The sequence below is a fragment of the Pseudomonas sp. OST1909 genome (assembly GCF_015277575.1).
Taxonomy (GTDB): domain Bacteria; phylum Pseudomonadota; class Gammaproteobacteria; order Pseudomonadales; family Pseudomonadaceae; genus Aquipseudomonas; species Aquipseudomonas synxantha_A.
The window spans coordinates 5317780-5333025 of the sequence record NZ_CP063780.1; the positions used below are offsets into that span (position 1 = coordinate 5317780).

General features: G+C 61.1%; 11 protein-coding genes. 3 read left to right on the forward strand and 8 right to left on the reverse strand.

The annotated features are described in order from the left end of the window. From ptsP to treP, 4 genes are all read right to left on the reverse strand, one after another. Positions 1-2535, reverse strand: coding sequence for a phosphoenolpyruvate--protein phosphotransferase (gene ptsP / locus IH404_RS23125; protein WP_194439138.1), 2535 nt, complete (start codon positions 2533-2535; stop codon positions 1-3). Positions 2536-2583: 48 nt separating this feature from the next. Next, positions 2584-3804, reverse strand: coding sequence for a carbohydrate porin (locus IH404_RS23130; RefSeq protein WP_005791151.1), 1221 nt, complete (start codon positions 3802-3804; stop codon positions 2584-2586). A gap of 68 nt (positions 3805-3872) precedes the next feature. Continuing rightward, positions 3873-5519 (reverse strand): alpha,alpha-phosphotrehalase, encoded by a 1647-nt coding sequence (treC, locus tag IH404_RS23135; RefSeq protein WP_194439140.1) that lies wholly within the window; start codon positions 5517-5519, stop codon positions 3873-3875. A gap of 119 nt (positions 5520-5638) precedes the next feature. Then, positions 5639-7081, reverse strand: coding sequence for a PTS system trehalose-specific EIIBC component (gene treP / locus IH404_RS23140; RefSeq protein WP_032879618.1), 1443 nt, complete (start codon positions 7079-7081; stop codon positions 5639-5641). A gap of 239 nt (positions 7082-7320) precedes the next feature. Between treP and treR the strand changes: the two genes are divergently transcribed. Continuing rightward, on the forward strand, positions 7321-8025 hold the full coding sequence (treR, locus tag IH404_RS23145) for a trehalose operon repressor (RefSeq protein WP_005791154.1): 705 nt from the start codon (positions 7321-7323) through the stop codon (positions 8023-8025). Positions 8026-8177: 152 nt separating this feature from the next. Here treR and guaA read toward each other — a convergent pair whose 3' ends face one another. The 4 genes from guaA to IH404_RS23165 form a co-directional block, all read right to left on the reverse strand. Further along, complete coding sequence (gene guaA, locus IH404_RS23150) at positions 8178-9755, reverse strand: glutamine-hydrolyzing GMP synthase (RefSeq protein WP_005791155.1); 1578 nt, start codon at positions 9753-9755, stop codon at positions 8178-8180. An 81-nt stretch (positions 9756-9836) separates the two neighbouring features. After that, positions 9837-11306: an IMP dehydrogenase gene (guaB, locus tag IH404_RS23155; RefSeq protein WP_005791156.1), complete on the reverse strand. Its 1470-nt coding sequence runs from the start codon at positions 11304-11306 to the stop codon at positions 9837-9839. Positions 11307-11410: 104 nt separating this feature from the next. After that, positions 11411-11959 carry a hypothetical protein gene (locus IH404_RS23160; protein WP_005791157.1) on the reverse strand — a complete coding sequence of 183 codons (549 nt, stop codon included), beginning with the start codon at positions 11957-11959 and terminating at the stop codon, positions 11411-11413. 137 nt (positions 11960-12096) lie between these two features. Next, positions 12097-12864, reverse strand: a complete 768-nt coding sequence (locus IH404_RS23165; protein ID WP_005791158.1) for a sulfite exporter TauE/SafE family protein — start codon at positions 12862-12864, stop codon at positions 12097-12099. A 99-nt stretch (positions 12865-12963) separates the two neighbouring features. On the opposite strand from IH404_RS23165, the gene IH404_RS23170 reads away from it, so the two are divergent. Both IH404_RS23170 and xseA read left to right on the forward strand, forming a co-directional pair. Then, the gene (locus IH404_RS23170; protein WP_005791159.1) at positions 12964-13854 is read left to right on the forward strand and encodes a LysR family transcriptional regulator; all 891 of its coding nucleotides are present in this window, start codon (positions 12964-12966) and stop codon (positions 13852-13854) included. A gap of 9 nt (positions 13855-13863) precedes the next feature. Beyond that, a complete protein-coding gene (gene xseA, locus IH404_RS23175) occupies positions 13864-15243 on the forward strand; it encodes an exodeoxyribonuclease VII large subunit (RefSeq protein ID WP_005791160.1) in 1380 nt (459 codons plus the stop codon). Positions 15244-15246: the final 3 nt, after the last annotated feature.

Genomic DNA, 15246 nt, shown 5'->3' on the forward strand with positions numbered 1-15246 from the left:
TCAGTGCTCCACGACAGATGAGGTTTCAACGGTGGCCGCGTGGTACAGGCGCAGGGCCTCACGCACTTGATGGGCTTCTTCCAGGCCCAGCACCTGGCGGGCGATGATCTGGCAGTCGTGCAGGTCCAGCTCACGCACGGTGGCCTTGATGGTCGGGATCAGCGGCACGCTGACCGACAGCTCATCCACGCCGAGCCCGATCAATACCGGCACGGCTACTGTTTCGGAGGCCAGCGCACCACATACCCCCACCCACTTGCCGTGGGCATGGGCCGCTTTGACCGTGATGTCGATCAGGCGCAGTACCGCCGGGTGGAAACTGTCGGCCTGGCTGGCCAGTCGCGGGTGGTCGCGGTCCATGGCGAGGGTGTATTGGGTCAGGTCGTTGGTGCCGATGGAGAAGAAATCCACATGGGGCGCAAACACATCCGCCATCAACGCAGCGCTGGGGACCTCGATCATGATGCCCAGCTTCGGTAACTCGGTCAGCCCAAGCGCCAACGCCTCTTCTTCGAGCATCTTGCGCGCCAGGTGCAGTTCCGACAGCAGGCTGACCATCGGCAACATGATATGCAGTCGCGCCAAGCCCGCACTGGCAAGGATCGAGCGCAGCTGTTCACGCAGCAGTTCGGGGCGCTCCAGGCACAGCCGAATACCGCGCAGGCCAAGGAACGGGTTGGTCTCGCTTTCCATCGGCACATAGGCCAAGGGTTTGTCGCCGCCCACATCCAGGGTGCGCACCACCAGGTTGCGCTCGGTGCCCAAGGCACGGGCGATGGCGCTGTAAGTGCCAGCCTGCTCTTCGGCGCTCGGGGCGCGGTTGCGGTCCAGGTAGAGGAACTCCGAACGCAGCAGGCCCACGCCTTCCCCGCCCAGGGTCAGGGACTGCTCCACTTCCTGCAACGAGGCGACATTGGCGGTGACTTCAACGTGATGCCCATCGCGGGTGACCGCCGCCCGTGAGGCCTGTGCCACCTCACGTTGCAGTCGCAGCTTTTGCTGTTGGCGAACCGCCTGCAATTGTTCGATTTCAGCCAGGTCCGGCTCCAGATGCAGCTCGCCTTTGTCGGCATTGAGCAGTACCCGTTTGCCGTTGGCCAGGTCCAATACCTGGCTCGGCACCCCACAAATGGACGGCAGGCCCAGCGCGCGCGCAAGGATTGCCACATGACTGGTAGCGCCACCGGCGACCGTGACGAAGCCCAGGACTTTACCGGTATCCAGGCCGGCGGTTTGTGAGGGTGTCAGTTGCTCGGCGACCAGGATGGCGCACTCCGGCAGCTCCATGGATCGCTCGGGCACGCCCAGGATCAACTTGAGCACGCGCTGACCAACGTCGGCCAAGTCCGCTGCACGTTCAGCGAGCAGTGCCTTACCCAAGCCCTCGAAGAGTTGGGCGGTCGCCACTGTGGCGCGGTTCCAGGCAAAGGCGGCACTCTTGCCCTCGGCCAGCAGGCTATAGGCTTGTTCAAGCAGGGTTGGATCTTCGAGCAATTCCTGATGGGCGCGGAAAATTTCGGCTTGGGCACTGCCGGCCGCCTTGGCTTGCATGTCTTGCAGCGCCTCGCTTGCCGCCCGTAGGCCGCGCGCCAATGCGGCCCGCTCAAAGGTTTCTCCGGCGCCAGCTTCGGGAATATCGAGCACCGGCTCAGCCACTTGGACGAGCTGGCCGAACGCCGAGCCCGGCGATGCACAGACACCTCGCAACACGGTGGCCGAAGACGCCGGCGCGGCAGGCGTGTTGGTTTTCTCGACCGCTACCGGCAAGGTCTCGCCACAGCCGTCGAGCAACAACGCCACCAGTATCTGGATCGCCGCCTCGGCATCTTCGCCTGCCGCGCTCACCTGCACGCTGTCGCCCTGGCAGGTCTGCAGCGCCATGATCGCCACCAGGGACTTGGCATTCGCACTCTGGGTTTGCTTGTGCAGGTAAATGCTCGAGTTGAACCCTTTCGCAGCCTGGGCAAGCACCGCCGCAGGCCGGGCGTGCAAGCCATGAGCGTTGGGCACGGTCAGTGGCTTGGAAAACAGCGCGTTACCCTCCTCCTCATCCAGCTCGGCCAACACCTGCCCGGGCAATACTCGCAACAGTGGCTGGCCGGCCTCGACCAACGCCCGGTCCGCCACCAACAGCTCAAACGGCTCGCCGCTCACCACCAGCATCAAGGTCAGCAGACTGCGTGCATGGAGCGCCACATGGTCGGCATCGAACTCTATCAGCGGCTGCCCAGCCTCCACCCGCTGGCCTTCCTCGACCAGACGGGTGAAGCCCTGGCCAGCCAGGTTCACGGTGTCCAGACCGATATGCAGCAACACCTGCACGCCGTTGTCGTCGGTGACACTGACCGCATGACCGCTGTCCTGAATGTTGCTGATCACCCCGGCCAACGGCGCGCAGAGCGTCTGCGAGGTCGGGTCGATGCACAGGCCGTCGCCGATCACGCGACCGGAAAATACCGGGTCGGGTACCTGATCCAGCGCCAGCAGGACCCCGGGCAGGGGCGCCAGCAGTATCAGGGGTTTAGATGGGGTCATGACTTCACCTGTTGTTGTGTTTTTTTAAGATCATTGGGAGCTACCGAATTACTTCCACCAGTACTCGACTTGTACACCCATGTTCGAGCCATGCCGCGCAGTGCCATAGGCACCGGTATCGGATAACGCCGAACCCGCCGCCAGCTCATTGGCCGCACGCTTGGCCGCCTGGTTCCAGGACGCATAGGTGTAATACAACCGCACTTCCGGCCGAGCCCAGAATTCAGGACCTTTGGGCGACCAGGTCGGAGCGAACGTGAATTTGCTCAACTTGCGCGTGCCCCCCGTGGCGTCAACCTGATCGTGACCCAGCTCAGCGACCAGTTTGAATTGCTCGCTGATGGCATACGCCGGGCGCACGCCGAGGGAGATCCAATTCTGGTCCTGGCGCCCTGGGCGCACGTCTTTCTGGTACACCGCTTCAACTTGCCCGCCGAAACGCGGGGTCACCTGCCAGTCGAAGAACTCCACTACCCGGTAGCTTTTGCTGCTCCTGTCCAACGCGGTATTGCCGGTATAGCCCAGGCCGGTGCCTGGGCCTTCACCGTACTGGAGGGCAAACTTGTTCTTGCCCCCCAGGAATGCAGCTTGTACATGCTGCGCGGTCAGCGCCCATCCGCTGTTGGCGTCACGCCCGCCAGCCTTGGCGATGTAGCTCAAGCCAAGCTCCAGCTCGCCGCCAGGGTTGGTATTGAAACCTGCAACGTTGAAATCGTGACGGGTGGCGTATTCCTTCTGGTACAGGTTGTCCTTGCGTGACAGCGCGTAGCTGTATTTCAAGCCGCCGATCAGCACGTCCTCGATTCCCCCTCCGGTGGCGCTCTGGTTCCAGTAGTAGAAGTCGGAGATATGGATGTCGTTACGCTTGTAGTAACGCCGCCCGGCCCATAGCGAACCGCCGTTGAGGCTGGGCAGGTTGGACCATTGCGCGTACATCTGCGGCATACGCGCCGAACCATTGTTTTCGCCCTGGAATTTCAGGGCGCGGTCGTACTGGTTGTAGAGGGAAGCCATGGCATCGACGCTGAACACCGACCCGTCATCGAGGGTCAGCAGGTCCTGGCGCAATTCCAGTTCAGCGTACTGCTCGCATTCGTTGCCCAAGCGGTACTTGGTTTGCGCCCCTGGCAGTTGGAAGCATTGCTGCTTGCCACTGCCCGTCGATGTGCCTGCGCCGCTGCGCAAGTAACCGGCGAATTCCAGAGCCTGGGCGCCAAACGGCGCAGCGAGGCAAGAGGCGATAAGACCCAGCTTTATTTTTGTTTTCATGAAGCGCTCCTTTTATTTTTATTGTTTTTTCTTACTGTCTTGCGTGATGCGATTGCCCGTAGGGCGGCTCAGCCCTTGAGGTGCAGCACAAACGATTCGTAAGGGCGCAACACCACCGTGCTCGTACGCACCGGGCAGTCGGGGTAGTTGCTGATCAGCAGACGTTGTTCGCACGCCGCGTTGATCACCTGATCGGGCAGTTGGATTTCGCACGGCGTGCCGTAGAAGTTGTTGAGCACCAGCAGGCGCTCGCCCTGGCCTTCACGCAGGTAGGCCCAAACCTTGGAATGGTCTTGCAGCAGCGGGCGATAAACGCCTTGCTGGATCAGAGGTTCGCGGCGCCGCAGGGCGATCAATGCTCGGTAGTGATGCAGCACCGAGTCCGGGTCATCCAGCTGACCTTCGACATTGATGCGCGCGGCGTTGTCCGGGATGCCAATCCAGGGCTCGCCACGACTGAAACCGGCATTGGCCTGGTTGTTCCACTGCATCGGCGTACGCCCGTTGTCGCGGGACTTCTGCATGATCGCCGCCATGCTCGATGCTTCGGACTCTCCCGCATCGCGCTTGAGTCGGAAGATATTCAGGGTTTCTACATCGCGGTATTGTTCGATCCTGTCAAAGCCCGGGTTGGTCATCCCCAGTTCTTCGCCCTGGTACACGTAGGGTGTGCCCTGGAGGAAGTGCAGCGCGGTGGCAAGCATCTTGGCCGAGACCACACGATGTTCGCCGTCATCACCAAATCGCGAAACCACCCGCGGCTGGTCGTGGTTACACCAGAACAGCGCGTTCCAACCGCCACCGGCCTGCATGCCTGTCTGCCAATCAGAGAGAATCTGCTTGAGTTGCAGGAAATCGAAATCGGCCTTTACCCACTTTTGCAGGTTGGGGTAATCGACTTTCAGGTGATGGAAGTTGAAGGTCATCGACAGCTCTTTCGAGGCCGGATTCGAGTAGCGAATGCAGTGTTCCAGGCGGGTGGACGACATCTCGCCCACGTTGATCAGGTCATGGCCGTCGAAGACTTCGCGGTGCATTTGCTGCAGGTACTCGTGCACATGCGGGCCGTCGGTGTAGAAGCGGCGGCCGTCGCTGGTGTCTTCGGGGAAATCGGCGGGCTTGGAGATCAGGTTGATCACGTCCAGGCGGAACCCACCCACGCCTTTGTCACGCCAGAAGCGCATCATCTTGAACACTTCGGCGCGCACCTTGGGGTTGTCCCAATTGAGGTCGGCCTGGGTGTGGTCGAACAGGTGCAGGTAGTACTGGCCAGTCTGCGCTTCGTATTCCCAGGCCGAGCCGCCGAACTTGGACTCCCAGTTGTTCGGCTGGTCGCGCCAGATGTAGAAGTCGCGGTAAGGGTTGTCGAGGCTGCTGCGTGCCTGCTGGAACCACTCGTGCTCGATGGAGGTGTGGTTGACCACGATATCGAGCATCAGCCTGATGCCGCGCTTGGCCGCTTCGCTGATCAGCAGGTCACAGTCGGCCATGGTCCCGTAGCTGGGGTCGATGGCGTAGTAGTCGCTGATGTCGTAGCCGTTGTCGCGCTGGGGCGAGCGCAAAAACGGGGTGACCCACAGGCAATCCACGCCCAGCCAGTGCAAGTAGTCGAGCTTGTCGACGATGCCCAGCAGGTCACCGGTAGCGTTACCCGCGTGGCTGTGGAAGCTTTTGGGGTAGATCTGGTAGATCACCGAGTGTTGCCAGGTTTGCATGGTGGGTTCCTTCAGTAGAGTTGGGTGCTGGCCCGTCTGGCCTCATCGCAGGCAAGCCAGCTCCCACAGTTGAAATGCGTTCAACCTGTGGGAGCTGGCTGGCCCCCGATGGCGATTGATCAGGCGACCCGGTAACCAGGCCGAATGATCTTCATGCTCAACAGGCAAGTCAGCGCAAACGGCACGACCATCGCCACGATCATGCCGATCACAAACATCGGAATCGCACTCGGCACGATCGAGATAAACCCGGGCAAGCCACCGACGCCGATGGCCGAAGCCGTCACCTTGTTCAGCGACAGGAAAATACTGCCCAGCGCCGAGCCCAGCAGAGCGGCGTAGAACGGGAACTTGAAGCGCAGGTTCACCCCGAACATCGCCGGCTCGGTGATACCGAAATAAGCCGAAATTGCCGAGGTGGACGCCATGCTTTTGTCCCGCGCATTGCGGGTCATGTAGAACACGCCCAATGCGGCGCTGCCTTGGGCCAGGTTGGACATGACGATCATTGGCCAGATAAAGGTGCCGCCCTGGGTCGAAATAAGCTGCAGGTCGACGGCCAGGAACATGTGGTGCATACCGGTGATCACCAATGGCGCATACAGCAGGCCGAAAATCGCCCCGCCAATCATGGGTGCAATCTCAAACAGGGTGACCAGGCCTTCGGTAATCAGGATGCCGAGGTGGCGGGTGACCGGGCCGATGATCGCCAGGGCCAGCACGCCGGTAACAACGATGGTGGTGATCGGCACGACCAGCAATTGAATGGCATTCGGTACCCGCGCCCTTAGCCACTTCTCGATCACGCTCATGACGAAGGCGGCCATCAGGATCGGCAGGATCTGCCCCTGGTAACCCACCTTCTCGATCTGGAACCAGCCGAAGATATCGAAGTACGGCAGGCTCTGGCCGTCGAGGCCGGCGACCGCCTTGCCGTAGTTCCAGGCGTTGAGCAGGTCGGGGTGCACCAGCATCAGGCCCAGCACAATGCCGAGGATTTCACTGCCGCCAAAACGCTTGGCTGCCGACCAGCCCACCAACGCCGGAAGGAACACAAACGAGGTGTTGGCCATCAGGTTGATCAGGCTCCACAGGCCATCCAGGTTCGGGTAGGCCTCCAGTAGCGTCTTGCCTTCGATGAACATGCCCTTGGCGCCCATCAGGTTGTTCACGCCCATCAACAGGCCGGCGATGATCAGCGCGGGCAGGATCGGCATGAACACATCGGAAAACACCCGCACCAGACGCTGCATGGGGTTGGTCTTGTCGCCGCCGGCTTTCTTCACGTCGGCAATGGTTGAGGCGGCCAGGCCGGTCAGCTCGCGCAGGGCGGCATAGACCTTCTCCACTTCGCCGGGGCCGATCACCACCTGGAACAGGCCGCCGGTAAAGAACGAGCCCTTGACCAGATCGACCTGGTTCAACGCATTGCCGTTGACCAGGCTTGGGTCCTTGAGCGCCAGGCGCAGGCGGGTCACGCAATGGGCAGCTTGCTCAAGGTTATCGCGGCCCCCGAGGTGCTCGAGAATCTCGCGGGCAGTAGACGAATAGTCGTGGCTCATGCTCGTTTTCCACTGTGATTGTTTTTATGGGTGGCAGTCATTGGCAGCACGCCGAGGAAGGAAAAGTACTCGTCTGTACGAGTTAAATCAACAACTCGTCTGTACGAGTTACACTTTTGTTTATATGTGGGAGATTGCTGTCAGATTTTTCCCTCGCCTGCACGGCTATCCAATGGACAAACCCCACCTCTGCCACTAAGGTTCCTGCCTTGAATGCAAGCCAGGCACAGAGCCATCTCATGAGCAAATACAACCAGATCTATACGGATCTGCTTGCCAGCATCACCACCGAACGCCTGCAACGCGGTACGCGCCTGCCCTCCGAAACCGAACTGATGGACGCCTACCAGGCCAGCCGTGGCACCGTGCGACGCGCCATCGAGCAGTTGCAGGAGCGTGGCTTTGCGCAAAAAATCCATGGCAAGGGCACCTTTGTGTTGTCGCCCAACCCGATCGAGTTCCAGTTGGGCGGCATCGTCAGCTTCCACGAGACCCACGCCGACCTGGGCGATGACGTACGCACTGACGTCGTCGAGTTCACCCAGATCCCGCTGGAAGGTTCGTTGCTGCAACACATCGAAGCCGAGCCCGGCACGCTGATCACCCGCGTCAAACGCGTACGACGCATCGGTGGCAAGCGCGTGATCCTGGACATCAACCACTTCGTTGCCGACCTGATCCCCGGCCTGGACCGCTCGATTGCCGAGCAGTCGATCTACGCGTTTATCGAGCAAACGCTGGAGCTGCAGATCAGCTATGCACAGCGCACCATCGAAGCCCTGCCGCGCAGCAAGGACGACCAGGCGCACCTGGATCTCGATGGGCAGAGCCATGTGATCGTGGTGAGTAACCAGACGTTTTTGCAGGATGGAAGGCAGTTCGAGTACACCGAGTCGCGGCATACGTTGGATAAGTTTTACTTTTCGGATATTGCGCGGCGGTGAAATCTACACAGGCTTGGGTCTGACGGTTTGAAAAGCGCCCGCGCCACTCAATAGCAGCTCCCCATGCACCGGGCTCAACGGGCGACACAGAAAGCAAAACCCCGGCACGTGGCCGGGGTTTTGTCATTCAGCACTCACCTGCTATTGCAGGATCATTCCCACTCAATCGTCGCCGGCGGCTTGCTCGACACGTCATACGTCACGCGCGAAATGCCTTCGATTTCATTGATGATCCGCCCGCTGACAGTTTCCAGCAGTTCGTACGGCAGGTGTGCCCAACGCGCGGTCATGAAGTCGATCGTCTCTACGGCACGCAGCGCAACAACCCATGCGTAACGACGGCCATCGCCAACAACACCCACCGATTTCACCGGCTGGAACACCACGAACGCCTGGCTGACCTTGTGGTACCAGTCGGCCTTGCGCAGTTCTTCAATGAAGATGTGGTCGGCGCGACGCAGCAGGTCGGCGTATTCCTTTTTCACTTCACCGAGGATACGCACGCCCAGGCCCGGGCCTGGGAATGGGTGGCGGTAGACCATGTCGTACGGCAGGCCCAGTTCCAGGCCCAGACGACGGACTTCGTCCTTGAACAGTTCGCGCAGCGGTTCTACCAGCTTGAGGTTCATTTCCTCAGGCAGGCCACCCACGTTGTGGTGGGACTTGATCACGTGAGCCTTGCCGCTCTTGGCGCCGGCCGACTCGATCACGTCTGGGTAGATGGTGCCCTGGGCGAGGTACTTGATGTTGTCCAGTTTGTTGGACTGGGCATCGAAGACGTCGATGAAGGTACGACCGATGATCTTGCGCTTCTTCTCCGGGTCGGACTCGCCGGCCAGGTTGTTGAGGAACTGCTCCTCGGCGTTGGCGCGGATCACCTTGACGCCCATGTTCTCGGCGAACATGGCCATCACTTGCTCGCCTTCGTGCAGGCGCAGCAGGCCGTTGTCGACAAATACGCAGGTCAGCTGGTCGCCGATGGCCTTGTGCAGCAAGGCAGCAACTACCGAGGAGTCCACGCCGCCGGACAGGCCGAGCAACACGTTGTCGGTACCGACCTGGGCGCGCACCTGGGCGATGGCGTCTTCAGCGATTTTCGACGGGGTCCACAGGGCTTCACACTCGCATATGTCGAGGATGAAGCGCGACAGGATGCGCCCGCCTTGCTTGGTGTGGGTCACTTCCGGGTGGAACTGCACGCCGTAGTAACGACGCTCGTCGCTGAACATGCCGGCGATCGGGCAGCTTGGGGTGCTGGCCAGGATGTGGAAGTCTTCCGGCATCTTGGTGACCTTGTCACCGTGGCTCATCCAGACGTCGAGGCCGAACAGGCCGTCCGCGTCGATGTGGTCTTCGATGCCGTCCAGCAGGCGGCTCTTGCCGACCACGTCCACACGGGCATAACCGAATTCACGCAGCTCGGAGCCTTCCACCTTGCCGCCCAGTTGCTCGGCCATGGTTTGCATGCCGTAGCAGATACCGAACACCGGTACGCCCAGGTCGAATACCGCTTGCGGGCAACGCGGGCTGTTGGCTTCGTGCACGGACTCGGGGCCACCGGCGAGGATGACGCCTTTAGGGGCGAATTCGCGGATCGCTGCGTCGTCCATGTCGAACGGGTGCAGTTCGCAGTACACGCCGATTTCACGCACGCGGCGGGCGATCAGCTGGGTGTACTGGGAACCGAAATCGAGGATCAGGATGCGATGGGCGTGAATGTCGAGGGCCATGAAGTCAGTCTCGTCTAATGAATCAGAAACAACTCGGGGCTGAAAGAACAGCCCCGGTTACTTAACATTTTGCTGGAAGGCTCAACCTACACGGTAGTTTGGCGCTTCCTTGGTGATCTGCACGTCGTGGACATGGGATTCAGCCATGCCTGCGCCGGTGATCCGCACAAACTCAGGCTTGGTGCGCATTTCTTCGATGTCGGCGCTGCCGGTGTAGCCCATCGAGGAACGCAGGCCGCCCATCAGTTGATGGATGATCGCGCTCAGGGTGCCTTTGTACGGCACACGGCCTTCGATACCTTCCGGTACGAGCTTCTCGGCGCCTGCCGAGGAGTCCTGGAAGTAACGATCGGAAGAACCTTGCGCCTGGGACATGGCGCCCAGCGAACCCATGCCACGGTAAGCCTTGTACGAACGGCCCTGGAACAGTTCAATCTCGCCAGGCGCTTCTTCGGTACCGGCGAACATCGAGCCCATCATCACGCAGGAAGCACCGGCGACGATGGCCTTGGACAGGTCACCGGAGAAACGGATGCCGCCGTCGGCGATCAACGGTACGCCAGTGCCTTCAAGGGCAGCAGCGACGTTGGCGATAGCGCTGATCTGCGGCACGCCCACACCGGCGACGATACGCGTGGTGCAGATCGAGCCAGGGCCGATACCGACCTTGACGGCGTCAGCGCCAGCTTCGGCCAGAGCCTTGGCGGCAGCGCCGGTGGCGATGTTGCCGCCGATCACTTGCACGTCAGGGAAGTTCTGCTTGACCCAGCGCACGCGGTCGATCACGCCTTTGGAGTGGCCGTGGGCGGTGTCGACCACCACCACGTCAACACCGGCAGCAACCAGCGCCGAAACGCGGTCGCCCGTGTCTTTACCGGTGCCGACTGCCGCGCCAACACGCAGACGACCCTGGTCATCCTTGCTGGCCAGCGGGTAAGCCTTGGCTTTTTCGATGTCGTTGACGGTCATCATGCCCTTGAGGGCGAATTTGTCATCGACGATCAGCACGCGCTCGATGCGGTGCTTGTGCAGCAGTTCGCGCACATCGTTCTTGTCGGCGCCTTCCTTGACAGTAACGAGGCGCTCTTTAGGCGTCATCACTTCACGGACGGTGACTTCAAGGCGGTTCTCGAAACGCACGTCACGGGAAGTGACGATGCCGACCAGGTCGCCATCATGCAGCACCGGGACGCCGGAGATGTTGTGCATGCGAGTGAGTTCGAACAGGTCACGCACGGTGGTGTCGGCTTCGATGGTGATTGGATCTTTCACCACACCGGCTTCGTAACGCTTGACCTTGCGCACTTCGGCAGCTTGCTGCTCGATGGTCATGTTCTTGTGGATGATGCCGATGCCGCCTTCCTGAGCCATGGCAATGGCCAGACGGGCTTCGGTGACGGTGTCCATGGCAGCGGAAACCAGGGGAATATTCAGCTCGATGCCACGGGTTAGGCGGGTCTTGAGACTGACTTCGTTAGGAAGCACCTCGGAATAACCGGGCACTAGGAGAATGTCGTCGAATGTCAGAGCTTCTTGGCTGATACGCAGCATCGCGGGGGCTCCCGAGCGGGAAAATGGAAGCGCGCCATTATATACATGCACCCTGCCCGGCTCAATGTAAAACTCTGACAAACTTGGTAATACTGATAGAAGGATTAAAGCTCGACTTTGACCCAGCTCATTTTCTGGTCCAACCAATCGGCAAATTCGTCGATAAAGCTCTGCTTGAACCCCGCCTCCGCCCAGTTGTTGAAGATGAACCCCAGGTTGGAAAACCCGCACTCCTGCAGGAACAGAAAGCCGTTGATGTCATCTTCATGCCCACACAGCGGGCAGGTGAAGTTGTCGGTGTGACCAGGCATCCAGTCTTCCAGGCTTTCGAACAGCGCCTCGCCAACTTCCTTCAGGCATTCCGGGCAGCCGGCTTCTTCAAGGAACCCCTTGGCCGGCGTGTAGATGCAACGCTTGTAGATGATTTCCAGGCCATTGACCGGCTCGTTGAACGGCAGCGCTTCAGGGTGCAGCACCACGGCGCGGGCGCCATCGGCCAGGGCGTAGCCCATGCGGTTGCCGGTGCGCCCGCAGGTAGTGAGTTCTTCCTTGATGATGTTCTTGCGCACCAGCCAACGCACGATCGCCCGGGCGCGGGGTTCGTGGACGGGCAAGGTGGAGATTTTCGGTACAAGGATGCTTTGGGAGTTCATGGGAGTCCTGCGGTGTGGCTATTGGCTCCATCGCGGGCAAGCCCGGCTCCCACAGTTGATCGCATTCCAATGTGGGAGCCGGGCTTGCCCGCGATGACGCCCGGGAGGACGGCAGCTTAATCCCTGAAAAAATCAGGTCAAGTACTCACATACCGCCCGATCAACGCAATACCACTGGCCAATACCAACCAGGTCACCAACCGCACGAACGCCTCACGGGACAGCCGCATCGTCAGCCTGCGTCCACACCACAGCCCCAGGGCCATCGCCGGCAACAGGCAAACCGCCAACATCAATAACGGCAAATCTGCATACACGCCGGCAATCAGGAACAGACTCAAACGCACGACCGTGCTGCAACTGATCAGCGCGCTTTGCGTAGCCCGCGCCGCGTCCTTGGGCAAACGGCTGTTCAGGTAAATCGCATATAAAAAGCCGCCACTGCCGAATAGCGCACCAAACAGCCCCCCAACAGTGCCCATTGGAATCGACCAGCCCGCTGCCAGCTCAGTCGGCCGTGCCTTCACCGCCAGGCTGTAAATCGCGTAGGCGCTGATAAACAGGCCCATCAACAGCAGCAACAGGTCCGAATGCAGGTTGAGCAAAAACACCACGCCCAGGCTGCAGCCGACGGCCATGCAGGGCAGCAACCGCAACAGTTCTGGTTTGTTCACATCGCGCCGCGTTTGCAGCAGGCCGCCAAACGCCGCGACAAAGTCGAGAAGCACCAGCAACGGGATGATCTTCGACAGCGGCATAAACACAATCAGGATCGGCCCGGCGACCAAGGCCGTCCCGAACCCGGCAATGCCAAACACCACATAGGCCAGCACCACACCCAGGCCGATCACCAGCCAATCCACAGCCCCGAACGACCACTGACTCATCAACTCAACCAGGCTCATGGGTTATTCCTTGTTGGACATGGCCTTCACTTTAGCCATTGTCGACTGTTGCGACTAATATCTTCAAAGCTAGCCACTCATCTCAAAAAGGCATGACTCGTGATCTCCACGCGACAACTGCGTTACTTCGTCGAAATCGCCGAGAGCGGCAGCTTCAGTGCCGCGGCCGAACGCCTGTTTGTGGCGCAGTCGGCCTTGAGCCGGCAGATCAAGGAACTGGAAAATCAACTGCAAACCCCATTGTTCGAACGCACCGCACGCCAACCGCGGCTCACAGCGGCCGGTGAAGCGTTCTACCCACGGGCGCGCAATTTGCTGAGTGAGTTGCTCAAGGCCAGCGAAGTGGCGACCCTAGTAGGCAATGGCCAGCTTGGCACGCTGCGCCTGAGTCACTCGAGCACAGTGCCGATGAGCGGCGCGTTATTGCACGGCATCAGCACCTGGCTAGAGCGCTGCCCTGGAGTATCGGTGGATATCGCCAAGCTCTCCTCCGAAGCCCAGTTGGAGGACATCGCCGAGGGTCGCCTGGACGTTGGCCTGCTGCGCTTGCCCGTACTACGCCAGCGCGACGGCGTGCGTGTGCTGCCGTTGTACACGGAGCCGTTGGTGCTGGCGGTGCCGCCGAATCATCCGTTGGCACGCAGCGACGCGCCGGTGGAGTTGGCGCAGCTAAGGGACCAGGCGTTTATCTCGATCCCCCATCCCCAACGCGGCGGGCTGAGTTATCTGTCGGCCGAATTGTGCATGCGTGCAGGATTTTTCCCCAGGGCCGCGCGGGTGATGTCGCGCAAGACCACGCAGTTGCAATTGATCCAGGCCGGTTTCGGCATTGCCTTGTTACCAGAATCCATGCAGGACATCGCCCCCGCCAACCTGCACTTTTTACCCCTGGCCGACCCGGACTGCCACAGCACCGTGGCGCTGGCCTGCGCGCAAGTGCCGAACCCGCTGGTGGAGCAGTTCTGTCAAACCCTGCACGAATGCCTATAAACTGCCGCCATGATTAAAGATCCTTTTGCCCGACTGGGCCTGGACCGCGAAGTCCTGACAGTCAGCCAGCTCAACGGCCGCGCGCGGGTGTTGCTGGAAGACGTGTTCACCAATATCTGGGTGGAAGGCGAGATCTCCAACCTCGCCCGCCCGGCTTCCGGCCATGTGTATTTCACCCTCAAGGACAGCGGGGCCCAGGTGCGTTGCGCGCTGTTTCGCAACAACGCTGCACGCGTACGCCAGGCGTTGAAGGACGGCCTGGCGGTCAAAGTGCGTGGCAAGGTCTCGTTGTTCGAGGGGCGTGGCGACTATCAACTGATCCTCGACACCGTGGAACCTGCCGGCGATGGCGCGCTGCGCCTGGCCTTCGATGCCTTGAAGGAAAAGCTCAGCGCCGAAGGCCTGTTCAGCGCCGAGCGCAAGGTGCCGCTGCCCGCGCACCCGCGGCGTATCGGCATCATCAGTTCGCCGACCGGCGCGGTGATTCGCGACATCATCAGTGTGTTCCGCCGCCGGGCGCCGAACATTGAACTGACACTGATCCCGACTGCTGTGCAGGGCCGCGAGGCGATCCCGCAGATCGTGCGGGCGCTTAAACTCGCCGATGCCCGCGGCTTCGACGCGCTGATCCTGGCCCGTGGCGGCGGCTCACTGGAAGATCTCTGGTGCTTCAACGAAGAAGCCGTGGCCCGCGCAGTGGACGCCTGCGTCACGCCCATCGTCAGCGCCGTCGGCCATGAAACCGATGTGTCGATCAGCGACTTCGTGGCGGACGTGCGCGCTCCGACGCCCTCCGCCGCCGCCGAGCTGCTGGCACCGGACGCCAGCCATCTGGTGCGCCAGGTAGACAACCTGCATCGGCGCCTGGTGATGCTGATGCGTAACCGCCTGAGCCACAGCCGCCTGCGCCTGGAAGGTATGGCCCGGCGCCTGCGTCACCCGGGCGAGCGCTTGCGCCAGCAGGCACAACGCCTGGATGACCTGGACATGCGTATGCGCCGCGCCTTCGAGCGCAGCCTCAATACTCGTCGCGAGCGCTTGATTCGCCTGGAAACCCGCCTCGCCGGCCAGCATCCGGGCCGCCAATTGGCGCTGCTGCGCCAGCGCCTGGACAGCCTCGCCGAACGCCTGCCCCGAGCCATGCGCGAAGGTCTCAAGGCCCGACGCCTGCAACTGCAAAGCCAGGTGCAGACGTTGCAGGTAGTCAGCCCGCTGGCGACCCTGGGCCGTGGCTACAGCATCCTGCTGGATGAACGCGGCCAGGCGATTCGCAATGCCGCACAAACCCACACCGGCCAGCGTCTGACCGCGCGCCTGGGTGAAGGTCAACTGCAAGTGCGGGTGGAAGACAATCACCTGACCCCCGTCACCCTTTCGCTACTGGATTGATTG